Origin of the sequence: Vibrio sp. 10N.222.52.C3 (genome assembly GCF_041474195.1) — a bacterium.
Taxonomy (GTDB): domain Bacteria; phylum Pseudomonadota; class Gammaproteobacteria; order Enterobacterales; family Vibrionaceae; genus Vibrio; species Vibrio crassostreae_C.
Genome location: NZ_JBFRTQ010000016.1, coordinates 1 through 25,413, shown reverse-complemented (window position 1 = coordinate 25,413; position 25,413 = coordinate 1). Strand labels below are relative to the sequence as shown.

At 45.0% G+C, this 25,413-nt stretch carries 21 protein-coding genes and 1 pseudogene; 11 read left to right on the top strand and 11 right to left on the bottom strand.

Features of this window, described 5'->3' with window-relative positions; translation table 11 throughout:
* Positions 1–237 precede the first annotated feature (237 nt).
* The 6 genes from AB4517_RS02270 to moeA all read right to left on the bottom strand — a co-directional run bounded on the left by AB4517_RS02270 (position 238) and on the right by moeA (position 6,766).
* On the bottom strand, positions 238–1,086 hold the full coding sequence (locus tag AB4517_RS02270) for a sulfurtransferase (RefSeq protein WP_017065718.1): 849 nt from the start codon (positions 1,084–1,086) through the stop codon (positions 238–240).
* Between the two features lie 123 nt (positions 1,087–1,209).
* Positions 1,210–1,524, bottom strand: coding sequence for a hypothetical protein (locus AB4517_RS02265; protein ID WP_017061706.1), 315 nt, complete (start codon positions 1,522–1,524; stop codon positions 1,210–1,212).
* Between the two features lie 206 nt (positions 1,525–1,730).
* Positions 1,731–2,366, bottom strand: coding sequence for a hypothetical protein (locus AB4517_RS02260; RefSeq protein WP_017064433.1), 636 nt, complete (start codon positions 2,364–2,366; stop codon positions 1,731–1,733).
* 11 nt (positions 2,367–2,377) lie between these two features.
* Positions 2,378–4,513 carry an LruC domain-containing protein gene (locus AB4517_RS02255; protein WP_372147824.1) on the bottom strand — a complete coding sequence of 712 codons (2,136 nt, stop codon included), beginning with the start codon at positions 4,511–4,513 and terminating at the stop codon, positions 2,378–2,380.
* A 255-nt stretch (positions 4,514–4,768) separates the two neighbouring features.
* Complete coding sequence (gene moeB / locus AB4517_RS02250) at positions 4,769–5,518, bottom strand: molybdopterin-synthase adenylyltransferase MoeB (protein ID WP_372147823.1); 750 nt, start codon at positions 5,516–5,518, stop codon at positions 4,769–4,771.
* Between the two features lie 12 nt (positions 5,519–5,530).
* Positions 5,531–6,766, bottom strand: coding sequence for a molybdopterin molybdotransferase MoeA (gene moeA, locus AB4517_RS02245; RefSeq protein WP_017071464.1), 1,236 nt, complete (start codon positions 6,764–6,766; stop codon positions 5,531–5,533).
* Positions 6,767–6,982: 216 nt separating this feature from the next.
* Between moeA and folE the strand changes: the two genes are divergently transcribed.
* On the top strand, positions 6,983–7,636 hold the full coding sequence (folE, locus tag AB4517_RS02240; RefSeq protein ID WP_017061725.1) for a GTP cyclohydrolase I FolE: 654 nt from the start codon (positions 6,983–6,985) through the stop codon (positions 7,634–7,636).
* 262 nt (positions 7,637–7,898) lie between these two features.
* Here the strand turns inward: folE and AB4517_RS02235 are convergent, their stop codons facing one another.
* The 4 genes from AB4517_RS02235 to AB4517_RS02220 all read right to left on the bottom strand — a co-directional run bounded on the left by AB4517_RS02235 (position 7,899) and on the right by AB4517_RS02220 (position 10,945).
* Positions 7,899–8,552 carry a hypothetical protein gene (locus AB4517_RS02235; protein ID WP_240698139.1) on the bottom strand — a complete coding sequence of 218 codons (654 nt, stop codon included), beginning with the start codon at positions 8,550–8,552 and terminating at the stop codon, positions 7,899–7,901.
* On the bottom strand, positions 8,545–9,084 hold the full coding sequence (locus AB4517_RS02230) for a YaeQ family protein (protein ID WP_017061727.1): 540 nt from the start codon (positions 9,082–9,084) through the stop codon (positions 8,545–8,547). Before AB4517_RS02230 ends, AB4517_RS02235 begins: the two co-directional genes overlap by 8 nt.
* A gap of 117 nt (positions 9,085–9,201) precedes the next feature.
* The gene (locus AB4517_RS02225; RefSeq protein ID WP_010430417.1) at positions 9,202–9,411 is read right to left on the bottom strand and encodes a cold-shock protein; all 210 of its coding nucleotides are present in this window, start codon (positions 9,409–9,411) and stop codon (positions 9,202–9,204) included.
* A gap of 448 nt (positions 9,412–9,859) precedes the next feature.
* Complete coding sequence (locus AB4517_RS02220; RefSeq protein WP_017068236.1) at positions 9,860–10,945, bottom strand: PQQ-dependent sugar dehydrogenase; 1,086 nt, start codon at positions 10,943–10,945, stop codon at positions 9,860–9,862.
* Positions 10,946–11,225: 280 nt separating this feature from the next.
* On the opposite strand from AB4517_RS02220, the gene AB4517_RS02215 reads away from it, so the two are divergent.
* The 10 genes and pseudogenes from AB4517_RS02215 to AB4517_RS02170 all read left to right on the top strand — a co-directional run bounded on the left by AB4517_RS02215 (position 11,226) and on the right by AB4517_RS02170 (position 23,484).
* Positions 11,226–12,419 (top strand): multidrug effflux MFS transporter, encoded by a 1,194-nt coding sequence (locus AB4517_RS02215; RefSeq protein WP_017068235.1) that lies wholly within the window; start codon positions 11,226–11,228, stop codon positions 12,417–12,419.
* A 113-nt stretch (positions 12,420–12,532) separates the two neighbouring features.
* Positions 12,533–12,658: pseudogene (locus tag AB4517_RS02210) on the top strand (iron chelate uptake ABC transporter family permease subunit); the annotation flags it as partial.
* Between the two features lie 205 nt (positions 12,659–12,863).
* Positions 12,864–13,676: a crotonase/enoyl-CoA hydratase family protein gene (locus tag AB4517_RS02205; protein ID WP_372147822.1), complete on the top strand. Its 813-nt coding sequence runs from the start codon at positions 12,864–12,866 to the stop codon at positions 13,674–13,676.
* 93 nt (positions 13,677–13,769) lie between these two features.
* The gene (locus AB4517_RS02200) at positions 13,770–14,960 is read left to right on the top strand and encodes an OmpP1/FadL family transporter (RefSeq protein ID WP_372147821.1); all 1,191 of its coding nucleotides are present in this window, start codon (positions 13,770–13,772) and stop codon (positions 14,958–14,960) included.
* A complete protein-coding gene (locus AB4517_RS02195) occupies positions 14,960–15,649 on the top strand; it encodes a hypothetical protein (protein ID WP_102320576.1) in 690 nt (229 codons plus the stop codon). Before AB4517_RS02200 ends, AB4517_RS02195 begins: the two co-directional genes overlap by 1 nt.
* Before the next feature lie 287 nt (positions 15,650–15,936).
* Positions 15,937–17,049 (top strand): NADH:flavin oxidoreductase, encoded by a 1,113-nt coding sequence (locus AB4517_RS02190; protein ID WP_032546839.1) that lies wholly within the window; start codon positions 15,937–15,939, stop codon positions 17,047–17,049.
* Between the two features lie 419 nt (positions 17,050–17,468).
* Positions 17,469–18,104: a CatB-related O-acetyltransferase gene (locus tag AB4517_RS02185; RefSeq protein WP_017061734.1), complete on the top strand. Its 636-nt coding sequence runs from the start codon at positions 17,469–17,471 to the stop codon at positions 18,102–18,104.
* 178 nt (positions 18,105–18,282) lie between these two features.
* Positions 18,283–19,929: an ABC transporter ATP-binding protein gene (locus AB4517_RS02180; protein WP_017066510.1), complete on the top strand. Its 1,647-nt coding sequence runs from the start codon at positions 18,283–18,285 to the stop codon at positions 19,927–19,929.
* Positions 19,926–22,178, top strand: coding sequence for an ABC transporter transmembrane domain-containing protein (locus tag AB4517_RS02175; protein ID WP_017064446.1), 2,253 nt, complete (start codon positions 19,926–19,928; stop codon positions 22,176–22,178). The genes AB4517_RS02180 and AB4517_RS02175 overlap by 4 nt, the downstream gene beginning before the upstream one ends.
* Positions 22,171–23,484 (top strand): HlyD family type I secretion periplasmic adaptor subunit, encoded by a 1,314-nt coding sequence (locus AB4517_RS02170; RefSeq protein ID WP_017061737.1) that lies wholly within the window; start codon positions 22,171–22,173, stop codon positions 23,482–23,484. Before AB4517_RS02175 ends, AB4517_RS02170 begins: the two co-directional genes overlap by 8 nt.
* A gap of 76 nt (positions 23,485–23,560) precedes the next feature.
* Here the strand turns inward: AB4517_RS02170 and AB4517_RS02165 are convergent.
* A partial coding sequence (locus tag AB4517_RS02165) for a VCBS domain-containing protein (protein WP_372147820.1) occupies positions 23,561–25,413 on the bottom strand: 1,853 nt, incomplete at its 5' end.

Genomic DNA, 25,413 nt, shown 5'->3' with positions numbered 1-25,413 from the left:
AGTGAAAAATTAGTATTCATAACGTCGATAACGATTAGTTTATGATTAATCACGAATTATGGTTAGCAAGTTGATGTGGGTTACAAATCAAACGGCGTGAATCGAGTCTTGGTCTCAAATGAACATAGCGTTAACTGCGACATAGAGGCTTACTTCATGAGACGTGGGGCCATCATTATCAGTAAGCTCTTTATGCATGCGCAGTATATTCTAATAGTTGCATTAAGCGAAGTTGAATTACTTTTTAGTCACGGCGATAGGGAGTTTGTCGTTAGCACCCCATTCCGTCCATGAACCATCGTAAACACCCATTTCACCGTTATAGCCAGCGAGTTTAGCGGCTAATAATATGATGCAAGCTGTTACGCCAGAGCCACAGCTAAAGAACATAGGTTGAGAAGGCGTTAATTCTAGCGTTGAAAAGATATCAATAAGCTCTTCTTGGGACTTTAACTTGCCGTTTTTGAGTACTTGGGCAAATGGTAGGCAAATAGAATTCGGTATATGGCCACTACGCAAGCCTTCACGTGGTTCAGGAACTTCTGAATCGAAACGAGCTTGAGAACGAGCATCTACAATGTTTGCGCTCTTGTCAGTTGAGTAACCTTCAATCTGCTGAGCACTGACAAAGTAGTTGTCTTGAATATGGCCTTCAAAATTGCCCGCTTTTACTTCGGTGCGATAGTCAGTCTCGGTCGCGTAACCGGCTTCGATCCAAGCTGGCAAACCGCCATCTAAGATGAATACGTCGTTGTGTCCCATTGCCATAAACATCCACCACGCACGAGGAGAAGCGAAGGTTCCGGAGTTATCGTAAACCACAATCGTACTGTCTTGATTGATGCCAATTTCTTTTGCGCGAGTGTTGAAGTGTTTTTCGCTCGGAAACATGTGAGGAAGCAGAGTGTGCTTGTTACAAAAGTCTTTGTCGTAGTCAAAACGAATAGCACCAGGAATCATTTGTCCTTTGATCTTTTCTGACTCGCTTGGAATTTGAAACTCGATGCTGGCGTCGAGGATGATGATATTGTCTTCTGCTAGCAAACGTTGTTGAAGTTGTTGTGGTGAGATGAGTGGCTGATTCATTATTGTTATATCCATTCTTGTTGTTTTAGCGATTCTTACTGTTTTAGCGAATACAGTGGTAGAGCGATTACTGTTGCTTTTGCGAATACAGTTGCTTTACGAATACCGTTGTTGCATCGATGGCTACTGTGCAGCTCGACAGTGGATGAACTGATAACTGCTTTGTCCGGTTATTTGATTGTTTAATGTATCAAGCGCGACCACAGAATCAATAGGGCAGTCTGTGGTAGGAGCAATAGAGAGCCGAAATACGTCATTATCTTTTGTCTGAACCGTCAGATAACGCCTGTGCCCATCTAAGGATTGAGTAAGCGTGTTCGAAATTACTTTGGCTTGAATACGTTGCCCCGTCTCTGATGTTAGCGGGAAATAGGCAAGGGCAACTAACACGCCTACGCCACACATTAAGATAAATAGACCTATTTTTAACTGTTTCATGAGAGTAAGTCTTTGAAGGTTATGTTGAAAATATAAGTGAGGTTGGTGGTAAAGTGAATGCTACTCGCTAAGAAAGCTGAATTAACTGCTCTTCGACGAAAATAAAAAAGTGAGCATTTCTGCTCACTTCCTACTTACAAACAATCCATTTTGACTCTGTTTCGTCAGAGATCTCGCTAACGACAAGTTACCTGCTGTTAAACAATTTACTGCCAGACAATCTGAGAGTCGCCGCTAGAAACCACTTGTTGTAATGGAGGTTGACCATCGTAAAACCAAATCTCTATCAAGAGTGCGTCATGGTTTACTGGTGCTGCAAAGTTGGAGGCGAACACACCGTTATCTAGTGGGCCCGCAATGACCTTGCTGGAGTAATCCGGCTTCAAGGTTGAGTCATCTCTTGTACTAAAGCGGCTATAAACGGTCACAAAAGAACGGTCTGTCGAAATGCTGCTGATGTCAATGTTGAGATCAAACTGTTCAACAGAGTTGTAGTCAAATCCATCAGGTACCACCAAATCACTCATCGTATAGCTCTGCGCTGCTACCGCACTTGTCGCGGGAGACGGCGAAGGCGTTGCTGTTACCGGAGTCGTTGCTGTTACCGGATTCGACGGAGTTGCAGGTGTCGAGGGTGTAGATGGTGATGCCGTAGATGTACTTCCGCCCCCACCGCCGCCGCCTCCACAGCCGGCTAATACTAATGGCGCTGCAGCTAAAATAACGGCTAGTGACTTCTTGATGTTCCAAGTGCTTTGTACAGACATACGTTTTTCCTCAAAGAGATTGCGACTTGAATCAACGCAATGATTGTCTCGATATTGTTTAGTGTGAATAGTCATAACGTCTCTCCTTATGGTTCGTAACGTTGGTTGTCTGCAGGTGATTGGTACCATGTTTGGTTCGTTTCACCGCCGGATTCTGCGTATTCTTTAAACTCTGGGTAAGCGGTAACAATATCGACGTACTCTAAAGGCCACTCCCATTCGTCATCCGAAGTCACTATTAGTGCCCAAGGGTGGTTTTCTAATGTTTTGAAGTATTTACCTGTTGATGGATTACTGTCATCGACGCCTAAACCAGCTTCAAAGAGGTTAGTGGTATCAAATGCTTCGGTTGGAGCTTGGTCTGGCAAGTGAACCTCCCAGCTGCGTCCTGGATGTAGAGGTAGGTTTTCACCATGATAATACCCAGGCGTTGCGAAGATGAACGGGTCGTAAGGCATATCGGTCCAGCTGCCAGTACTCACACCGTCACCGGCTAAAGTAATACCAATTTGGAACGAGAACTGCTCATCTTCTTTACATCCATTACTGGTGCGGTAGAAGGTACAGCCAGTGCTGATTTTTTCTGTCAGGTCATTGGCGATAACAAAGATTGCTTCGCTACGTCCATCTTCTAGGTCAAGGTCAGTGAATACACCGTTGTGTTTCATGTAAGAGCTGCCATTACTCACTAAGCTCGGGTCTAGGTTAGGAAGTCGAACAGCAAAACCATTTCTGTACGTTGCCCCGACAGCAGCTAGGCGGCCGTCGATAGTGGACTTAACGACTTTTCCATCTTTAAGGATCTCAGTAATGCGATACATAAGAACAGCATCGTTCATGTCGTAATCTGCTTTATATGGCCAGTTATCTTCGTACGCGAGCGTTGCGTAGCCAGAAGCACTTGGGAAGTAACGAGCGGTGGCACCATCGTTAAGAACATCGACTTGAATATCGACCACCTCACCAGAGGTTGAACCGCCAAAGTAACTTAGGTTGGTTTGTTGACTGAATCTAAAGCGAGCCCACGTCGTACCGGTCAGAGCGTTGATATCGACATTTAGGAACAGATCGTTTTCACCCGCATCTAACAGGTAATCGGTAAATACTTGCTCGTTGGCGCCATCGAAACTGCCATCTTGGTTCCAATCTATCCAAGCCGAAAGGTAACCGGTTGTTGAAGCCTCAATCACCACTTTTGAATCAAGACCAGCTTCAAGTGCGGTTACAAAACCGATACCACCGTTCGCCCACTCATCATCAATACCCACGCTTTCATCCGATTGCGGTGTTACGTAGCCGTCAAGATCGGCGTCGGGCGCGTCTGTACCTAACCAAGTCACGCCATCTAGTTCATGTCGAGGACCGTTACTTGCTAATAACGTTAGATAGGTATCTGGAGCGTCACCGAAGTCGATGTTGGAATCTTCATCTACGACAGGCGCATTCGCACAGCGAGCACCATCATTTTGATTCGAAGAAGGGCCATTCGATACGAACTCTACAGCAGGAACGACACCTGCAGCGATGTTTGCAGCGTTATCTGGGGATAGGTTGATACGGTAGATCTTACCGTCTTGATTTCGAGATACGTAATAGTAGCCGTTTACATCAAAATAACCTGCGCCAAACGTCCCTGTTTCTCCGGTATCACCAATATAGGTTTCTGCACCTGTAGTTGGGTTGAAGCTGTACAAGCCACCCGAGTTATTGTCGATACCATATAAAGAGCCATCACTTGGATGGAAAGCAAAATCAGTCAGTTTTACAGTTGCAGGGCTGCCTGCGATTTTGTTGACCGTGACGGTCGCATTCGGATCAGAGTCTAAAGGAGAGAGGTCAACAGTAAATAGTCCCTTACCTGTACGATACAAGTAGTAAACATGGTCATAGACGTCGCCGACATAGAAAGTGTGATCGGTTGGTAAGCCACTGGTATTGATAACTTCTGCTTGGAAGTCTTGACCAAGACGCACTAAACGTTTGTTGGTGGTGTCATAGCCATAAATATATCTGTCTTGAAAGTCGAAACCGACACCATTTATATTGGCATTCATACCCGTATCGTCTTCTAACAGTGTGGTTGAACCTGTTACTAGGTTTACACCCCAAACTTCAACGGGTTTCGACTGAAAGAGGTATGCTTGACTAGGGCAGGTATCGAATGGCGCTGCGTTGGCGACTAGAGGGGCACTTAATAGCAAACTTAACGTTGTAATTCTCATATCTACATCCTTGTGATGGAAGGTACAGATACAGTTACAAGTTATGTGCCAAATTTAACATGTTGATTTTTAACGATTATATTTTGTGGTGCTGATTTTTTTATTGTATTCTCAAAATGAGAACTCAAATGAAACTAATCTCTCATAGAGTATTTCAAATTGATAAAGCGAGTTGAGATGCTGACGTTGAGATATAAAAAAGCCCCAACATATAGTCAAGGCTTAAGTTTTCGATAAGAGGGGATAGGACTTAGCTTATCCACACACCGAACAATTAGGCATCTTCATTAAATTCATTTCACGCCAGCTGTGAGACATGGCATCGAGAATCAAAAGCTTGCCTTGCTTTGGTTGTCCAAACCCGGCAATAACCTTGATAGCTTCCAAAGCCTGAGCCGCGCCAACCATGCCAACAACAGGTGCCATCACACCGGCTTCAACACAGCTTAGAGCAGCGTTGCCGAATAGAGCGCTCAAGCACTGGTAGCAAGGTGCATTTTCATCTTGATAAGTGAATACGCTAATCTGACCTTCCATGCGAATCGCAGCGCCCGATACAAGTGGCGTTTTTGAGGCGTAACACAAACGGTTAAGTTGATTGCGCGTTTCAACGTTGTCGCTGGCATCAAGTACTAACGAATGCGCTTCAATGAGCTTTGCTAGTGCCTCGTCATCAAGTCTGTGGTCGACCGTTTCAACTCTAAGGTGTGGGTTTAACACCTGTAATGATTCAGCGGCTGAAACGACTTTCTTCTTACCAATATCAGCATCGGTGTGAAGCACTTGTCGCTGCAAGTTTGAAAGCTCGACAATATCATCATCGATCAGTGTTAGCTTACCAATTCCCGCAGTCGCGAGGTATTGAGCAGAGGCACAGCCTAAACCACCTGCACCTAACACTAAGATTGAACTCTGTTTCAGCGCTTCTTGGCCTTCAAAATCAAACTGTTTGAGAATGATCTGGCGATTGTAACGAAGCATCTCTGCGTCAGACAGTATTTCCATCAGCAAGCCTCGTTAGTAAAGCGTGGAGTTAAACAGTTGAATCTGAACCGTTTCACCGACTTCAACACGGCCACGTTCGCGCTCTAGTACCACAAAGCAGTTTGCTAAGCTCATTGAGCGGAAAGCGCCGGAGCTTTGATTACCTGTTGTTTCTACTACAAACTGACCGTTTTCAATCGAGTAGATGCCACGTTGGTAATCAGTACGGCCTGGGCCTTTTTTGAATGCAGATTTAGTGATAGCAGGAATCGATTCTGGTGCTGTCCACGCAGTGTGACCGGCAAGTTTAGCCAGCATAGGTTGAACTAACACGTACATGGTCATCATTGCAGACACTGGGTTACCCGGTAGGCCACAGAACCAAGCGTTGTCTAGCTCACCAAATGCGAATGGTTTACCTGGTTTGATTGCTAGTTTCCAAAAGCCGATTTCGCCAAGCTCTTCAAGAATGTCTTTGGTGTAATCAGCTTCGCCGACACTTACGCCACCAGAGGTGACAACTACGTCTGCCAGTTCTTGTGCTTTTACAAAGGTTTCTTTAAGCGTTGCAGGGCAATCAGGAATAATACCTAGGTCAATCGCTTCACAACCAAACGCTTCAATCAGCGGTTTAATGCCGTAGCGGTTGCTGTCGTAGATCTGACCGTCTTCAAGCGGTTGGCCTAATGGCTTGAGCTCATCGCCAGTAGAGAAGAAAGCGACTTTAGGCTTGTGTACCACAGTTACATGGCTCACACCGAGCGAAGCAATCATTGGAATGTCACGAGGTGTTAAACGTTCGCCACGGCTAAGAACGATATCGCCTTGTTTGATGTCGTCACCAGTAGGGCGAATGTTATTGTTTAGCTTGATGTCGTCTTGTTGAATCTCAATGCCAGCGTCAGTTTCAGCCGTGTTTTCTTGCATGATTACGGCGTCACAACCTTCCGGGATCTTTGCGCCAGTCATAATGCGAATACAGGTGTTTGCAGGCCATTCACCTTCAAATGGTTGACCTGCAAAGGACTTGCCCGCTAAAGGCAGCACTTTACCGTTCTCTAGGTCTGCTAAGCGCAGTGCATAGCCGTCCATTGCTGAGTTATCAAAAGGAGGTACGAAAATAGGGGATAGAATATCTTCAGCAAGTACGTAACCCAATGCTTCTGCCAATGGCAGTGATAAGGTCGTTCGAATAGGTTGAATTGGCGATAGCAGCTTATCTAGTGCTTCTTCAATTGGCATCAAGCCCGGAGCGTCGCAACAGCCCATAATTGAAATCCTTTGATCGTTATTATTTTGATTTGGCGGTTGGCAATAGGGATTCAATAGTTATCAAATCATGATGGTTCGCCAACGAAATTCTAGCCACTCTAGCACAGTTTAAGCCCCGTAAATAATGACCTCCCTTAAAATATGGGTGTATTTATTCAAAATTCCGAGTATCCTTGTTTGCCATCCAGAAGGGGTAATAAAAGAGGAAGTTCAATGTCAGGTCTTAGCGAATCAGCGAAGTTGGTTAAAGATGCGCTAGCAAGCCGTGGTTTAGAGACACCAATGAGTCCAAACCAGGTTAGCCGAGAAGAGAAAAAGGAACGAATCGAACACCATATGCGTGAGATTCTCACTCTCCTTGAACTTGATCTTACGGACGATAGTCTGGAAGAAACACCGCAACGTATTGCTAAAATGTACGTGGATGAAATTTTCTCTGGTTTGGATTACGCCAATTTCCCTAAAATTACGGTAATCGAAAACAAGATGGGCGTTCGTGAGATGGTACGAGTAAAAGACATTACCGTGACCAGTACTTGTGAGCACCACTTAGTGACGATTGATGGTAAGACTGCGGTCGCTTATATCCCTCGTGGGAAAATCATCGGCCTTTCAAAGATTAACCGTATTGTTCGATTCTTTGCTCAGCGTCCACAAGTTCAAGAGCGTATGACTCAGCAGATCCTTGTTGCATTGCAAACGCTACTCGAAACCGATGACGTTGCTGTAACCATGGATGCGGTTCACTACTGCGTGAAATCTCGCGGTGTAATGGATGCAACCAGCGAAACGACAACAACAGCTCTAGGCGGTATCTTCAGATCAAACCCAGCAACGCGCCACGAGTTCTTACACGGCCTGCGTTGATTCACTGCATTATTAGATGAATTCAATTTAGCCTCTGTAAATTGATGTTCATTGAAATATATTCTAAGCCTCGCTTTATGCGGGGCTTTTTTACGCCTGTAATGAAGTCAACTGTAATGGCTGAGAATGCTGTTATTCCCTAAAGTGAAGAATGAACGTAATAGGGAATCTGTTGCGGCCAAGCAGAAAAAGCACGCTCTATATCTTAACGTTTGTTGAAAGCATATAGAGCGTAACTAGAATCAGTCGCTGGTGGGAGTGCTTAAGAAAGGTTAAACAAACGCTTTAAGTGGTGAACAATACCTGATGGCTTGTTCTCGGCTTGATAGATGTTCAAACCATCGTAAAAACTGGCCATGAACTCTACGCGAATCTCATCATCACTGCTTCTCGATATACGAGACAATAGCGTAGCGGCTACAGCTGCGTGATCATTGGCTAGGCTGTAATCCATTCCTAGTCGTCCTTGAATGAACAACCACAAATGCGTGACTAGTTTTAACTGTTGAGCGTTAGAGTTTTGAAACTTGTCACTGTGCTCAGTGCCCACAGTATTATCGAATACATTTTGCATCGTCTCATTCGCTTCTTTATAGCTTTCAAAGCGATAGCTTGCATCGATATGTTCCTTGGTTAGCAAGCCAAGCAACGTCTGACGTGCAGAGTTCTCCGGCTTGTTCTCGCAAGCGTGTTTAAACAAAGCGTGGTTTTCATCAATAAATGACGACAGCTCTTTCTCGTAGCCTGTCGAGAGCGCTTTGACTGAACCTAAACCTGCTTCTTTTAAACACTGGTGAAGCTTGGTTCTAGCTTGTTGTTTGGCTTTGATTTCTTGCTGCGCGTCGGCTTGCTGCTTGGCTTCTTCTTGCAGGCTAGCTTCTGTTTGCGAACTATTCGGGGTTGGACGCTCAGTCATTACTCTGTAGCTCTTCCCACGTTACTTCTGCCGATTGAGTATCGCTGTTAATGAAAGCAGAGTTACCCGTCAGCATGACTGAAAGATCCATCGTACGTTGTGTCATCGCTGCTAGCTGCTCAATACCATCGTTGTCTAGACGAACGATCTGAGCTTTTAGGTAGCCGAATTTACCTTTGTTCTGCTCCCACCAAACGTTTGATTTAGTGTTGAAGCTGAATACGCGTACTGATTTAGATAGGCGAGTTGCCTTCTTAACACGCTCTGGATCGGGTTCGCCCACATCGACCCATTCTAGGATTTGATCGTCTAACGACTTCTGCCATAAATCGGGTTCTTCAATGCTAGACAATCCTTTAGTGAACTCAAGTTCAGGAGATGCATTGATACAGAAAGCCATGATTCGAGCCATCATTCGCTGTTCTGTTTCAGAAGGGTGTTGTGCAACCGTTAGATTGAAAGAGTCGTAATAGTCGCGATTCATATCGGTTAAAGAGATACGAAACTTGTAGATTGTCGGTTTAAGAGCCATTGAGAGGGTGTCTTAGGTAGAAATAGTGAAGGGGAATATTACCTTAAATCTCTGAATAGCGGGTAAAAAAATAGCCAGCAGAGGCTGGCTATTTTTAGAAAGCTTTAAAATACTAAATTAAAGTACTTTGATGCTGTCAGCTTGTGGGCCTTTTTGACCTTGAGATACTACGAACTCAACTTTTTGGCCTTCAGCAAGAGTTTTGAAACCGTCGCCAGTGATAGCAGAGAAGTGTGCGAATACGTCTGGGCCGTTTTCTTGTTGAATGAAGCCGAAGCCTTTAGTTTCGTTGAACCATTTTACTGTACCAGTAACTGTGTTAGACATGATGATATCCTAAAATTAAATTTCTATTTTGAGCCAATTGTGGCACTGATAGCGCGGAAAAGTTTATTGCTATTGCGTACAACACAACGGGGTTACTAGTAATCCAACGAAATGTTTATATACAAAGAACTTTCTTTCTAGCCGGGAACGAGTCTAAATCAAATCAGGGGATAGTCAATCGAATACATAGGGAAAGGTTGCAGAAACTTGGGGGTAGTCAAACTTTGCATTCCTTAAATATCATGGAGTTACAGTTGTATGGTGATTTGTTGTAGTTTTTGTGAAAAAGGTGGTCGAAATTGATGACGAATTTGGAGTAAATGCACTGTTTTAGCGCATTCATTTTTGCAAATTTAAAGCCGCTAACTGGGCGTTGAGCCCACTTTTAACGGCTTATATTTATAAATGTCGTTGTAAGGTAAGTGCCTTTACTTGAACGAGGTCTCGGCTACTTTTTCAAGCGGTACAGGTTGCCATTATCAGTGCTGAAGAAGATGTCTCCGTTTGGTGAAGTTTCGATGTCTCTTACCCTTTCGCCCAAGTCCTCTAAAATGCGTTCTTCCTCGATTGCCTCACCTTGTTCATTGACTGTCACAATATTGATGTGAGTAAGTTTTAGTGCGCCAGCCAGCAGTTTGCCTTTCAGCTCTGGGTACTTATCGCCTTGGTAAACAATCAAGCTCCCCGGAGCGATTGAAGGAACATAGACTTTTTTTGGCGCTTCAATACCATCTTTGGTTTCCGATTCGCCAACGCTGATAGGGCCCCAATACTCTTTTCCGTGTGAGGTGACAGGCCACCCATAGTTGGCACCCGCTTTTATTAGGTTAATTTCATCACCACCGCGAGGGCCGTGTTCAATCGACCAAAGCTTTTGAGTCGGGAAATCGTAATACAGACCTTGTGGATTACGATGGCCAAAGCTCCAAATTTCATTGAGCACTTTGTTGTTATCCGTGAATGGGTTATCGCTTGGTGTGCTTCCATCGGCATTCAGTCGTAATATTGATCCGGCGTGAGTCATGGTGTCTTGGCCGTTGTCTCGATCACCACGGTCGCCGATTGAAAAATACAGGTGGCTATCATCAAAGGTGATACGGCTACCAAAGTGACGTCCGGTGTCCGTTCTAGATTTAGATACAAACACATCTGTCCAATTGGTGACTTCATTATTGCTGTAATTAGCAGAAGCCAGTGTCGTTACGCCTTCACTATCGACGTCTTTACTGTAAGTGACGTAGAACTTTCCGTTTTCAAAAGGGGAGAGTGCGATATCCAATAATCCACCTTGGCCTTTCGCCCATACATTGGGCAGCCTGAACAGTGTGTTTTGATCGCCTGTTTTTAAATCGACATGTTTAATGACGCCTGATTTTTCTGTGACTAACATGGACTTATCGTTGACATAAGCCAACCCCCAAGGGATCACGAGTCCGTCGGTGATCTTCTCTGCCTGCCATGCAAAGGCTGACGTTATAGGACCAGAGGCAAGCAGCGCCAAAGCACATGAAAAAATACGGTGATGAGTGTTCATTGAAATCCCTTGATTATGAGCATCTAGTGTTAGTCTAGCGCTTGTGACCGATTGGCGGAAAGCCGAGGTTGCTGAAAAGTGACTATTCACATATTTAGTTGAACGCCTATTGTATGATTATACAAGCTCACGTGTGTGAGGAGTATACAGTAAAAACCATGTCTATTTGATCCCGTCGGAGCATTATGAACAACTCACCAGCAGCATTTTCGCTATTTTCTCAGTTTTTATGTTGTGAGTTAGATACGCACGATTTTTCTTCGAACGGACCTATTAAACGATGAGTCGTGGATTTGATTTTAAATCGATCTTACTTGCGTGTTTGGTCATCAGTATCGGCCAGCTCAGTATGGGCTTGGTGTTTCCTTCTTTACCTTGGATCGCAAAAGATTTTGATGTCTCGCTAGAGCAAGCTCAGCTTTTGGTGAGTGTGTATTTATTAGGCTTTGGCCCTTCCCAGTTTATTTATGGCCCTATTTCCGATGCTTTGGGACGCAAGAAGGTACTGTTAAGCGGTTTGTTGATTGCCATGCTTGGGTTATTGATGATCATCTTCTTCAGCCATTCGTTTACTAGCATGGTGATGGGGCGATTCCTGCAAGGCTTAGGAACCGGTTGTTGCGCGGTACTTGCTCGTGCTTCTACGCGAGACAGATTCAGTGGGGCAGACTTGCCTTTGGCGATGTCTTACATTGCTATGGTTGCGTCTATAACACCTTTGATCGCGCCCGTTATCGGTGGATTCATTAACTTCCATTTTGGCTGGAGCATGGTGTTTATCTCGCTACTTGGCTATGTCTCATTAGCTTGGGTGGTGTTAGCGTTCAAATTTAAGGAAACCGTCACTCAGGTTTCGGCGATCCCTTCGCCTAAGAGAATGGTTTCTCAATATAAAGAGTTACTCACTTCTCGTTATTTTATGAGCTTTGCGAGTATCGGTTGGCTTAACTTTAGCTTGATGATCACCACTGTGTCGGTGATGCCATTTATCATGCAGAACCAGATTGGTATGACGTCAGATGAATACGCAATGTGGGCGGTGATTCCTGCATTAGGTATGCTGGGCGGAACAAGCTTATGTAACCGTATTCGCCCTATGCTGGGTAACAAGAAAACTCTGTTATGCACACCTGTATTACATGTTGCTGCAGCGTTGTGGCTTTTCTTTTGTCCACTTGAGCCTTTGTATCTCATGCTCGGCCAGTTCTTGATGATTCTTGGCAATGGTATAGCGTTACCTTGTGCTCAGGCGTTGGTGATGTTGCCTTATAAGAAGAACGCTGGCGCGGCGGCTGCGATGTCTGGTGGCGGGCAGATGGTAGTGTCTTCAATGGTGAGCATGGGGCTGGTTCAGTTAGGGTTAGGGGAAGCGTGGCATTTATCGCTCGTTATCATGCTGTTCACATTGATTACCCTGTTTAACATTTTGCGTGGTTTCAGTAGCCAAGAAGCGAGAGAGTCTCAGCTCAGTTAGTTGCTTAGGTAATTAGCTAGCTGCCTGGCTAGTAGGAACGAGAAGGCCATTGAAATGATGAATTTCAATGGCCTTTTTAATGTTCAGCGCTTTGGTTTAAGTTACCAGAATATATGCTATTTTCTGACTGCTTAGGGCAAGTGGTGGTGTTCCCAGCGCAGCTTGCAGCAGGGACGTTAGTTTCAATTATTGGTGGCAGCTACTTCATCTTCTTGTTACTGAAATCTCGAAGAACATAGGTTCTATCAAAACTGAGTCCCCTTGATAATCAAAGCTATGGATAAAATGCAGTGAATGGAACGATCCATCACTGCTTTTTTATTGATGTCGTTTGTGTAAGGGGAAGGTGTTAAGCAACACAGGTCTCGCTTCTTAATGTGCAAGTTTGGCATATGTTAATAAAATGTATAACCTAAAGGTCTGACCACTCATAAGGTAGCCACCATGCCAAACCTCGATCGTATCACTTGTTCCATTGATGAAAACCAAATTGCCACCGTTGTGCTGAATAGACCCGATAAGCTCAACGCTATTGATATGGCGATGTTTGAAGGCGTCAATAATATGATCAGAGAACTCAAAAAGAATAACGAGATTCGCGCTGTGATAGTGAAAGGTAATGGTACGGATTTTTGTTCAGGGCTCGATGTTAAATCGTTATTGAACAGTAAAGTTGGAGCGATGAAGCTTTTGTTCAAATGGTTGCCGACGTTGCCAAATGCGGCTCAGTATTTTTCTATTGGTTGGCGAGAGATCCCTTGCCCTGTCATTTTTGCGATTCACGGGCGTTGTTGGGGAGGCGGCCTGCAATTGGTCAGTGGGGGTGATTTTAGAATTGCTAGCCCGGATGCGAACTTCTCTATATTGGAAGCAAAGTGGGGTCTGATTCCAGACATGGGAGGCGCTATCGCTTTTAGAGAGCTGATGCGTAAAGATCACACCCTTGAAATGGCGATGACGGCCAAAGTGATCGACTGTGAAACCGCTAAAGAATATGGGTTGGTGACCAAGATTGCCGAAGATCCTTACGCTGAAGCCTATGCATTGGCACTTGAGTGTGCGAATCGGTCGCCAGATGTCGTCGCTGCTAACAAGAAGCTCTACAACAAGACTTGGTGGTCAAGCCCGGGCATGGCTGTATTCTGCGAAACTTGGTATCAGATAAAGGTTGGGTTAGGTAAGAACAGGGCGATTGCTGCTCAACGTGAAATTCATCGAGACAAACCACGCCCTTACGTCGCCAGAAAGTTTAAATAGCGCTTGTACAGGAATAATGGATATTCCCTTTGTTTATTGAGCTTTGCGGTAACCTTAGAGCAATTTAATGTCTAAGGCTAAATGAGCGCTCTGATGAACAAAACTTTTACTTACTCTCTAGCTGCCACTGCAATTTTTACGAGCTTAAATGCATTCGCAAGTGGCCTGTTTTTGCAAGAAGCTGTCGTTGCCAACGCTGGTACTACTGGCGCTGGTGATGGTGTTTACACTCGATCTGCAGCGGCGATGTGGACAAACCCTGCCACTATGTCTCACATGGGCGAAAGCAAAACGACCATCAACACCATGGCATTCGATCTTGAAATGAAGTATCAAGATAACGGTGGTAATCCAGATGGTAAAGCTCATTCCGTAATGCCGTCATTTGGTGCCTTCCACGCTCATCAAGTCACAGACAAATTACACCTTGGTATCGCGCTTGGCGCTGTTGGCGGCTCTAGCCTTGATTACGGCAGTGATTGGGCGGGTGCTGCACTTCTAGAAGATATCACTCTTACTGCAATGCAAGTGAACCCATCACTGAGTTATAAGCTGAATGACCAATGGTCAGTAGGCGCGGGTGTGCAATTCAGTTGGGCTGCATTCCAACAAACAACGTCAATGCTTACTGCGAAGCAAGATACTGACTGGGCATACGGCTATAACCTTGGCGTAATGTACACACCGACAGATAAACTTAAGCTGGGCGCAAGTTACCGTTCTAAGCTAGAGCATAAGTTTAACAATGATGTAAATGGCGTTATTAACCAAGGCGTATTGAATTCATTATCAACTGATATTGCTTTACCTGAAATCATCGATGTCAGTGCGAGCTATGCTTTGAACTATCAACTTGACCTGCTTGCTAGTATTCAGTTCCATCGTTGGAGTGAATGGGATACAACCGTTCTTGATTTTGGAATAGCAGGAAGTCCAATTAATGGTGTTCCGATTGAGCGTGACTGGGATGACGTTTGGAAATTTGCGGTAGGTGCGGATTATCAATTGAATTCAGACTGGCGTTTGAAAGCTGGCTTCTCTTACGAAACTTCTCCGCAAGACGATCCGTCAATGCAATGGGTTGACCTTCCTGTGGGTGAACAGTACCGCTACTCAGTTGGCGCATCTACCTACTGGGACGACATCTTAATTGATGTGTTCTATGAATACGCTGATTTGGGTTCAGTTGAGATGGATCGATATGGTCGATTTGGTCAAGTTAATCTGTTGAATGGTTCGTTCGATGGCCGTATCCACTTTGTTGGTGTTAGCGCGACCTTCTAATGACATTACGTAATCTACTAATCATTACTTTAGTGTCTTTATTTTCAACGGGTGCTTTTGCTGAAGAGAAGCACCCTGATGATCCGACTAAAATCGTAACCAAAGCTGGCGTTGCTTATAACGAAGATCTGCAGTTCTCTGGGTCTATTGGGCTTGATGAAGCACGAATGATCAATGCTCGTGTTAACGCAGATGGCGAAGAATGGCGAATAGGCGGCTCATGGCTGTTGCCTATGGGTATTGTTAACTTCAACTTTAGCCGTTCTGAATATGACAACGATGCTTATAAGAACAACTACAGTATTGGCACATTTATACCACTGAGCTATTTCGATATTGAGCCGTTCGGTTGGCAAATCTTCCCTATGGCTGGTTACAGCTATAATGACGGCGAAGTAGCGGTTTTCGATGATGATAATGTTGGTTCTGACTATGTATTGATGTCGAGCTCAACACACGGTGGCTACATTGGTGCGTTTGGTTTAAAAACGATTACTGATGAATGGTCTATCATGGGCTTCGGTGGCGGTTCAATGGGGTCTGATGATTATTCAGGGTATTGGGCAGGCGTCGGTGCTAGCTACAAGTTGAGTGACGCTCAATCATTCAACTTCTTCACTATTTTTGCTGAGGACGATTTCGGTGAAAATAACAGTGTTGGCGCGTCTTACACCTATGAGTTCAAATAACTGTTAGCAGGCAGAAATTCGCAGGTGGACACCTCTCGTAAGAACCATTGACTTAGTCCAGATTAAATTGAACAAAGTCGCTTATTAAAACTTAGCGACTTTCTTTTGTTACCATTTCTCCAATCTTTTTTATCTCTTTTTGATGCTTTCTATATCTTTCTCACATGAGAGTGCCGCTCTCTTAATCTAGATTAAGTTTTCGCTGCCTTATTCTCTGTAGTATCCGCCTGAATCAGTGCCCATGCTTAATGGGTAACTTGCGTAACACGATTTTGAGAGGAAGACACTTGAGCACTTTGTTTACAGAAACCCACATTGGCAAGATGACACTAAAGAATCGCTTCATGAGAAGTGCAACGTGGGAAAATATGGCCACCGAAGATGGGCATATGACAGATAAACTGTACGCTATCTATGAAGAGTTGGCTCAAGGTGAAGTCGGCCTGATCGTGACGGGCTACGCGAACATTGTTGAAGAAGAAAAGCCGAATGCAGGCATGATGGGTATGTATAACGACTCATTCATTGAAGAGTATCAAAAGCTGACTCAACTGGTGCACGACAACGACTCTAAAATCGTGATGCAGTTGGCTTATGGTGGCACCAAAACCACGCATGACCTTGGCGAGCGAGTAATCTACGCACCAAGTGAGGTTCCAGAAAAAGGAACTCAAACTCTAGGCAAAGCGATGACCAAAGACGAGATCGACTACATTGTTGATGCGTTTGCTCAAGCGTCTTTGAGAGCACAGAAGTCAGGCTTTGATGGCGTTGAAATTCATGCCGCTCACACTTACCTGATTAACCAATTTCTAAGCCCTTATTACAACCAACGTGAAGATGAATACGGCGGTAGCTTAGAAAACCGCATGAGATTTTTGTTAGAGATCTATACCGCGACACGTAAGCTGGTGGGTGATGATTTCCCTATCTTGGTTAAGCTCACGGCATCCGAGTTTTTTGAAGGTGGCGTCACCTTTGAGGAAACACGTATTGTCTGTAAAAAGCTTGAACAAGTGGGTGTGGATGGCATTGTCGTGTCAGGCAATATTCATGGCAAAGCAGACACTATGATTGGCGAGTCGCACGATGGTTTTACCATTCAAGCTGAAGGCTACTTCCATGAGTATGGTCACGCGATTAGCCAAGACGTTAATATCCCAGTGATCACGGTTGGTGGTCTAACGGATTTTGATGCTATCGAAGCGATTGCAAACAACACGGGCATTGAGTACTTCGCGCTTTCAAGACCGCTGCTTTCTGAACCCCATTTAGTGAAGCGTTGGAAGGAAGGGGATAGAAGCCCTGTTGAATGCGAACGATGCTCTAAGTGTCGTACTAAGCGCGGTAACTTCTGCGTGGTGAATAAAGACAGAAAAGTACAGCTTGCACGCATGTAGTCGCTGAGCCCAGCTCCAAGCGAGCTCCGAAGTTTATAGCTGAGTCTAAGTTTGAGCCTGTGTAATCGCGCAGGCTCTTGTTCATTCCGTATTCCACGAAACGAAATTTGAAACCTTATTAATCACATCTTCCTGTCAAATTGGCGCGACTAAACAGTTACACTACGCCTGTAAATTATCCAACCAAGTTATCGATAAAAACTGAGCAAACTTTGAAACTACTTCCTCTTCTTAAGCAACCTCGAATCCACTGACGTCTCTTTAGTTTTAGCGATATTGCTATGATTTAAGCGTGATACTCACTATTCATCCCAGTGAACCCTGTGTTTATAGGGCGTTAGTTTGTGCACCTTGGATTTGCATCGTCGAACATTTTGATAGTTAACGAATAAAACTTAATAGATCATTCAGAGGTAAAAATGCAAAAGAAGCATTGGTCCAAATTCGAGTTGCTGCATGAAGTCGTAACCAACCCCAATATTCACGTAAAAGGTCAACACAGTTATTACAGCGATTGCTGGGATAATGGGTTCGAGCAATCTGTCGTCCGTTATTTACATGGCGACGAAGTCAGCCGCCAGTGGGAGCCTCGATGGGAAATCGACGAACTCCATATCGGCGATTATGTCTGCATTGGCGCAGAGGTTGTGATTTTAATGGGTGGCAACCATACCCACAGAGTTGATTGGTTTTCGCTGTATCCATTTATGGATGTAATCGACGATGCCTACATTGGCAAAGGTGACACTCACATTGAAGATGGGGTGTGGTTAGGCATGCGAGCGATGGTGATGCCCGGTGTGACGATTGGCGAAGGCGCTGTGGTTGCAGCGAATAGTGTGGTGACTAAAGACGTCGCTCCATACAGCATTGTCGGTGGTTCTCCAGCTAAAGTCGTCAAATACCGCTTTGATGAGTCCGTTATTGACGAACTCATGTCATTCAAAATATACGAGTGGCCCTCAGATAAATTTGAAGCGCTGAAACCGTATTTATGTAACTCAGACTTTTCAAAGTTAAAGCAGGCGATAACGGATTACGACAATTGTTTGTAAGGAGCACTTGTAACGAGCGTTTGTAAGGAGCGTTTTTAAGGTACGGGTATAGCCACAGATTTGTGTAGAAAGATCTGTGTCATATTTATATTGAAAAACACGTTAAATCAGTCCGTTACCTTGCAATACTCAACATGGTGTACCAATCTTATTTCATAAGCATGGATAAGGATTGTGTATGCCCGCAAGTTCAATGAAAAACAAAGGGGTGGTGGGGAAAGTCTTACTGCCTTCTTTACTCATAAATCTTCTCTCTCTCGCCGTTCCGTTAACGGTTTTGCAAATTTACGATCGTATTTTACCTAACCAAAGTTACGGTACTGCCACTTTGTTGTTGGCGGGTGCAGCGTTGGCTGTTGCCATGGAAGCATTGATCCGGTTTGTGCGTACTTGGCTTTTGTCAGCCGCGGCCAGCAATACCGAGAAAGCGACCTATCAAACTTTGGTTGAAAGAGTAACAACGGCTTCATCAGGCCATCTCCGCCACATTGGTGTTGGCGGCGTGGAAGAGGGGCTTGGTTCTGTATCCAAAGTCAAAGATTGGTATTCCGGTGGTGTGATTGCAGGCTTTATTGATTTGCCTTTTGCCTTGATCTTCTTGGGCTTGGTGGCTTACATCGGCGGTGAGCTGGTGGCGATACCTTTGGCAGTTTGGCTGATTACTCTCGGAATCGTTTGGTTATCTTCTATTCGCGTTAAAAGCTTAAGTGAAGAAGCTTCCCAAGATGAGCAGGAGCGAAAAGCGTTCTTGATTTTACTGAGCCAAACCATTCAAGGAATCAAACGTCAGGCTGTTGAGTCTCGAATCTTCAATCAGTTTAAATCCCTCAATAACGTTCGCTCTCAGTCTAAAGCGAGAGAAGAAGAACAGAACGCCTTTGCCCAAGAATGTATTCAGCTTGCCGCATTAGCCACGTCAGTTTTACTCGTAATTACGGGGAGCTTGTGGGTGTTGGATGGTCAGTTAACTACTGGTGGCTTGGCGGCATGTTCTATCTTATCTGGCAGAGCGGTTGCGCCTTTGAGTGCTCTGGTTGGGGTTAGAATCAAGCTTAATTCAATACACAGTGCCAATCAGGCAATAGAAAAATTGAGTGACTTATCATTATCGGAATCTTCAGATTCTGAGCAAGTTGAGAACCACTTATCTGACTTTGAGACGTTGGAAATCAAGCAAGCGACCGTTGAAAGATATGGTGAACTCTCTCATGCAGATGTCACACTGAATAAAGGTGAGTTGGTTTTGTTAGAGAGTGAGGATCGCCACACCAACAGTCATTTATTGTCGTCGATTGCAGGTATTGATGATCTAAAAGCGGGTGAGTGCTTCATTAACGGAGCTGCAGTTTCAATCGCATCCGTAACCAATATTGCTGCCTACTGTGGCGTTAAAGGGCAGTTGGTGTCGGGTACTATTCTCGACAACTTGTGCGGGTTTGACCCTGAGAAAACGCAAAGCGCCAGTGACTATGCAAAGCGTTTGGGTTTAACCAAAGAGATTACTCGATTACCCGATGGACTAGAGACACAAATTGGCCATACGAGTGCTTCTTTGTTGAGTATGGGTAACGTGAAAATGCTCAATATCGCGGCTCAATTGGCAAGTGATAAACCCATAATCATGTTGGAAAGGCCGGATTCTTCACTTGATTTAGACGCCCTTGGGAATCTAGCTAAGGTGTTGGAAGAAGAAGTAACGGCAGGACGCACGATACTGATGGTGAGCTACCATTCGAAGCTTCGCGAATTTGCTAATCGAATCATTACAGTGGAAAGTCGAGCTATTACGGTCGACAGCGAGAGCAATCAGGAGGCCGTCGTATGAATCGTTTAGATATTGGTAACCCTTCAGGTACGAACAACCGTGCAGATACCAGCGGTCGACAAGAGGTGATGAATCATTTAGAAACCGAGAGCCTTTCCGTTCTTAAGCAGTTGGAAGTTAATGCTAATATCCAGTTGTTCGCACATCAATGGGTCGATGAAAATGGCATTGAATCAATCGACGATATGTTTGCCTTGTTCGACAGGCTTGCACTGCCTTATCGCTTGGTTGCCAACCTAGATGAAGTTGGTGAACATAAATTGGTCTTACTGGTACTTGGTGAACATGAGCTGGTCTCTGGTCATTTGGAATCCAAGCAATTTGTTGCCTTTAATGCCAATAACGACATCACCGATGTCCCTCAGTTTTGTATTGTTATCGAAGGGCCACCATTAGAGAAGGCCTCTCCTGATTGGGTTGGTGAAAGGTTACATGCGTTTCGTCCCATCATTCCTAAATTGTTATTGGTCAGCTTTATCACTAACTTATTTGCGCTTGCTGTTCCCTTCATCACGATGTCGATTTATGACCATGTGATTGGTGGTGATGCAGGGCATGAGTTGCAAGGTATCGCCATTGGCGCGGCGTTGTTGTTTGTGATGATGGGTTGGTTGAGAACATTACGTAGCCGAGTGTTTGCTTCAGTTTCCAACCGAGTAAGTCGTGAGATTTCTCAATCCCTCGTGCAGCGTCTGCTTCGTAATAGCTATGCTCAAAATCAGCAAACAGCTTCTTCTAGTCAGCAAAACCAAGTGATGTTGTCAGAGCGTATTTCAGGTGTGCTATCGGGGCCATTAGGAAATGCGTTATTTGACCTACCATTCATTCTAATTTTTGTACTAGCGATAGGAGTTTTAGGCGGATGGTTGGTACTGGTTCCAGTCGTCTCTTTAATCCTTTATTACTTGCTAGCAAAACGCTCGATACGCTCTAGCAGCAAGCGCTCGATGCAATCGACAGTCGCAGGTACGAATCGTCAAAACATGACTAATGAGCTGTCATCCAAGCTTGCCTTTATTCGCAGTGCTGGATTCTCAGAGCACTGGATTCAACGTTTCAAAAAAGCCAATCTTCTTGCTTCAACAGTGACCTTTAATCAATCGGTTCTCCAGAGTCGGTACACCTCGATTTACTATTTCATTGGTGTGGGCTCGACACTCGCCGTGATGGGGTTAGGCATAGGACTTATTTTTGAACAAGTGATGACGCCCGGTGGTTTGATTGCTTCAATGATGTTGATATCTAAGGTGACAGGTCCTGCTCAGGTGTTGGCAAACAGCGCGATGCGTTTTAATAGCTTTAATCAATCCAAGCTGCAAGTGAACCGTATTTTGTCTCAGCCGTCTGAGCGTGAATTCAGTTACCAGCATCACCCGTTACCCGTGGTAGCGCCTAACTTGAAATTAGACCAAGTGACGCTGCGCTATCCCAAACAGAGTCGCCCCGCTTTGAATGGTGTGAGTTTTGATATTGAAGCCGGTGAAGTTGTCGCGATTACCGGCCCTTCTGGGAGCGGTAAATCAACATTAATTGAAGTGCTGTCTGGCTTGCAGCCTATCCAAAATGGCATGGTCGAGCTTGAAGGCGTTAACCTCGTTCAATACGACCCGCAGCTTTATCGCCACTGGTGTTTCATTCGAGCCGCATATCCTGATTTGCTTACGCTGAGTATTCGAGAGTGGCTAAACGACGGTCACAAAGTCGAAGATCAGAAAATGATCTCTGCAATTGAAATGGTCGGCGGAAAGCGTTGGTTCGAGACATTATCAGGTGGGCTCGATACTTCCATCAGCAGTATTCAGCCGGACAGCCTTTTTGACATGTTGTCTGGCAGCGTCGCGCAGATCCTAATTGATGCAAAAGCGCTGGTTTATGACTACCCAATGTTCTTAATGGATAATCCTGTGCCTGATGCTCACCCAAATGCTAAACGTATATTTGGTGAGTTTGTGCAGTCGAAAAAAGGAAAAGCAACGGTGATTTACACGTCCCACGATCCGGATTTAATCAAGCTTGCCGATAAAGTGGTGGTATTAAATGAAGGTGCAGTGGTTTATGCCGGTCCATTAGAGCCGGAGCAGTCTTCGAAGCAGGAACAGCCTTCAGAGCCTCAAGCTTCTCAAGAACCGCAGTTATCTGAGCAACCGTTATCTCAAGAGCTACAGCCGTCAACTCAAGAGGCGTCTGCTCAACAAAATGCAGCCCAACAAGAACAATCAGAGTCTAAGCAAGGAGTCGCTAATGACTAAACAATCTATCGAGAAGGGCAAGCGCTACGGTGAGCTTGTTGAATCACAAAATACGGCTCGTACATTGGCGCTGGCCACATGGTCGGTTGCCTTATGTGTTATTGCTTTTGCCACTTGGTCTGTAGTCACTCAAGTTGATGAAATCGCCAAAGCCAAAGGTGCTGTGATTCCGGAAGGCGAGAAGCAAGTATTACAAAGTGCGATTGGCGGTAAGTTAAAGCAAATTCTTGTTAAAGAAGGCCAGTTGGTAGAGAAAGGCCAGCCGCTTGTTGAGTTTGATGCCACTTTCCAGCGTACCGCCCTTGAAGAGCTAAAGTCCCAACAAGTGACGCTTCTAGCCAGTGTGGAACGTATGAATGCGCTGCTTGAGCAACGTGAGCCTAACCTTGCTGAGTTTGAGGTCGATTACCCAGAGATCGTCAGCCAGCAAAAAGCGCAGCTGAACGCGCAAAAAGCCCTCTACTTCCAAAAGCGTGTGGTGCTTGAGAAAGAGAGCGAGCAAATTGCAGAGCAGCTTCGTAGCGTAGAAAAGGCCTTGCCGAGTTATGAGAAAGAGTTAAATGCGACTAAGCAAGAGTTGAACATACTGGAGAAGGGTTATAAAGCGGGTAACATTTCACGTTTACGTGTGCTTGAAATGCGACAAAAATTGGCCAGTATCGAACAGAAAATCGAAGAAGCTCGTGGTAAGAAGTCGGTATTGATTAGACAAGCTGACAGTAATGACCAAAAAATCATACAGCTTCTGGCGGAAGCGAAAGCTAAAGTGAGCGATGATCGTTCTAAAGCCGTATCTGACTTATCAGCATTGAATGCTAGAGTTCGTTCAAGCCAAGCTAAATTGACGAACACTATGTTAGTGTCACCGCTACAAGGCTTGGTGCAAAGCATACCAAGCACGCAGGATGGTGGTGTTATTCAGCCGGGTGGCACGGTAGTTGAAATTGTGCCTGTCGGAGGGAACGCTGACTTCAAAGCACGTTTGTCCCCAAGAGATATTGGTTTTGTGAGTGTTGGGCAGCCCACTCGAGTCAAGATTGATGCGTTTGATTACAGCCGCTTTGGGGCTTTAAAAGGGGCGGTAGAGAGTATTTCACCGACCACAAGTCAAAGCGAACGTGGCGAGATCTATTATGAAGTTGTAGTGTCGGTTGATACGCCTTACTTCCGTGATAACCCTGAAAGCTTTTCCATACTGCCGGGTATGACGGGTGAAGTAGACATCACAACTGGCGAGAAGTCGGTGTTCCAATACTTATGGAAACCGATTTATACCAATGTTAGCGTGGCGTTTGGAGAGAGGTAAAGTCCTCCACTCTGGCTTGCATAAAAAAGGAGCACATGCCGTGCTCCTTTTTTTATCTAACCGAAGGGGTGATGTTCTAGTTATTTGGGTCTATGTCAGGCAATCCGTCAATATCATTATGATGGTGTAAAGAATCATCAAAAGATGGGCTTTCGGTATGGTGAGACAGTGCGTCACTCATACTGTCGTCAGTTTGCTCAGCCCCATAAGCACTCTCGGCATCACTGAAAATGATATCGATATCATGCGCTACTGGTACATTGTGTGACGGTGAATCTATAGACGGCGAGTCAGCATTAATACCCAGAGCGTCTAGGTAAGCATGGGCACCAGAACGCTGTTCGTGTTCGCCTATCGCTGTATGTTCTAGGTTTGCCGTCACCTCATCAAAATTAAGAGTAACTTCATCAGGGGTGCTGAAAGAGGCATCCGGTTCATCCGCTTGGCTCATGCCGGGTGCTGGAGGAGGTGGTGGAGCGATTGGCGATAAATCCATGCCAGTTAGTGTGGTTTGGTCAATGTGATGTCCGCTGTTTCCATGGACGGATTGCGAGTGCAAATGTAGGTGCACCGCGACTTGTGAATTTTGATTACCCCCTAACGTCAAAACAAAGGAGTCGGTTTCGTCTGTACCATTACCGTAAGAGCCTCCTGTATGTGTCTTAACGACGCCTGATGAAGGTTGTTGGTAATCGTAACTCAACTCTCCCGTTGCAGGATTGACATGCAAAGTACCAAATTGACCGTGTAATGCAGTGAGAGAATGTCCGTGGTGATCTGATATTCCCCAGCCTGTCATCGGCGTAGGCGTTCCTTGGTGAATAATCGGAGGGAAACCGATTGAGGCATGTAAATCTTGATGTCCAGCACTACCCGATATTTGTGCTGGTGCAACCAAAGTCGGCATAGGGGGAATATCGCTGTGACCATTAATACTCATTTCGATCTCTTGTTGGGTGACACCTCCATGGCCATCATCCACTAATATTGAAAATTTATCCGTTAACTTATCACCATCATTTAATGCATTTACTTTGGCATTATTATTATTGAGGGTGTAAACCCAAGTTTGGCTATTGTTGTTATAACTGACAGAGCCATATTGTGGTGGATGCTGTGAGTCAATGCTTACAGCATGTTGATCGCTATGATCAACATCACTGATAATAATTTGCCCAGAGGTCGCATTTGCAGCATCTTCATCAATGTTATGTGCACCTGCGATAACTTCAGAAATTATTGGTTTATCATTAGTACCATGGACATAGAGGGTAATAACCTGCTTATCACCGCCAGCAGTCGTTACTTCATATTGAACCTGCTCGACTTGCCCTGCCGCTAAGTGTTGAATATTGGCATTGGGAACCGAATAAGCCCAATCACCGGCTTTTCCAATGGTCAGGTGACCGCCATAGGGATCACTGATCGCATGGGCATTACGAGTGTCGTAAAAATGATCTTCACCGGCATCAGGATCGATAACATTCAACACGCCAGTGACAAATATCGTATGTTGGGCATCACCTTGTATGTGGCGATCTTCTGTTATTTGACCGCTTTTATCTCCGGCGAAGATCGCAGCATCGCCAACTGCCGAGAGTGTTGTTGATGCACCGGTGTGGGTCACACCACCGTGGGCATCTTTGACGTCATAGCTAAAATGGACATCGCCGTTATAGTCTTTTTCTGGCGTAAAGGTAAAGGTGCCATCGCCATTTAACGCAATAGCACCATGGTCAGCCTGTAGGTTTTCAATGGATAATTTGCCAATATCGTTGTCGTCAACATCGCTAGAATTGGCCAGTAGCTGTGCTGGGGTGAGGACTATTTGGGTATCTTCCAAGCCATTCGCTAAACGCACTTCAGCCGATGCGACGGGAGCATCATTGGTGCCATGAACGGTCACTGTAATATCTTTTTTAGCACTGC

What these genes read in the sequence shown, in the direction of transcription:
- AB4517_RS02270 (WP_017065718.1), bottom strand. Translation starts at nt 1,086, where the DNA reads ATGAATCAGCCACTCATCTCACCACAACAACTTCAACAACGTTTGCTA.
- AB4517_RS02265 (WP_017061706.1), bottom strand. Translation starts at nt 1,524, where the DNA reads ATGAAACAGTTAAAAATAGGTCTATTTATCTTAATGTGTGGCGTAGGC.
- AB4517_RS02260 (WP_017064433.1), bottom strand. Translation starts at nt 2,366, where the DNA reads ATGACTATTCACACTAAACAATATCGAGACAATCATTGCGTTGATTCA.
- AB4517_RS02255 (WP_372147824.1), bottom strand. Translation starts at nt 4,513, where the DNA reads ATGAGAATTACAACGTTAAGTTTGCTATTAAGTGCCCCTCTAGTCGCC.
- moeB (WP_372147823.1), bottom strand. Translation starts at nt 5,518, where the DNA reads ATGGAAATACTGTCTGACGCAGAGATGCTTCGTTACAATCGCCAGATC.
- moeA (WP_017071464.1), bottom strand. Translation starts at nt 6,766, where the DNA reads ATGGGCTGTTGCGACGCTCCGGGCTTGATGCCAATTGAAGAAGCACTA.
- folE (WP_017061725.1), top strand. Translation starts at nt 6,983, where the DNA reads ATGTCAGGTCTTAGCGAATCAGCGAAGTTGGTTAAAGATGCGCTAGCA.
- AB4517_RS02235 (WP_240698139.1), bottom strand. Translation starts at nt 8,552, where the DNA reads ATGACTGAGCGTCCAACCCCGAATAGTTCGCAAACAGAAGCTAGCCTG.
- AB4517_RS02230 (WP_017061727.1), bottom strand. Translation starts at nt 9,084, where the DNA reads ATGGCTCTTAAACCGACAATCTACAAGTTTCGTATCTCTTTAACCGAT.
- AB4517_RS02225 (WP_010430417.1), bottom strand. Translation starts at nt 9,411, where the DNA reads ATGTCTAACACAGTTACTGGTACAGTAAAATGGTTCAACGAAACTAAA.
- AB4517_RS02220 (WP_017068236.1), bottom strand. Translation starts at nt 10,945, where the DNA reads ATGAACACTCATCACCGTATTTTTTCATGTGCTTTGGCGCTGCTTGCC.
- AB4517_RS02215 (WP_017068235.1), top strand. Translation starts at nt 11,226, where the DNA reads ATGAGTCGTGGATTTGATTTTAAATCGATCTTACTTGCGTGTTTGGTC.
- AB4517_RS02205 (WP_372147822.1), top strand. Translation starts at nt 12,864, where the DNA reads ATGCCAAACCTCGATCGTATCACTTGTTCCATTGATGAAAACCAAATT.
- AB4517_RS02200 (WP_372147821.1), top strand. Translation starts at nt 13,770, where the DNA reads ATGAACAAAACTTTTACTTACTCTCTAGCTGCCACTGCAATTTTTACG.
- AB4517_RS02195 (WP_102320576.1), top strand. Translation starts at nt 14,960, where the DNA reads ATGACATTACGTAATCTACTAATCATTACTTTAGTGTCTTTATTTTCA.
- AB4517_RS02185 (WP_017061734.1), top strand. Translation starts at nt 17,469, where the DNA reads ATGCAAAAGAAGCATTGGTCCAAATTCGAGTTGCTGCATGAAGTCGTA.
- AB4517_RS02180 (WP_017066510.1), top strand. Translation starts at nt 18,283, where the DNA reads ATGCCCGCAAGTTCAATGAAAAACAAAGGGGTGGTGGGGAAAGTCTTA.
- AB4517_RS02175 (WP_017064446.1), top strand. Translation starts at nt 19,926, where the DNA reads ATGAATCGTTTAGATATTGGTAACCCTTCAGGTACGAACAACCGTGCA.
- AB4517_RS02170 (WP_017061737.1), top strand. Translation starts at nt 22,171, where the DNA reads ATGACTAAACAATCTATCGAGAAGGGCAAGCGCTACGGTGAGCTTGTT.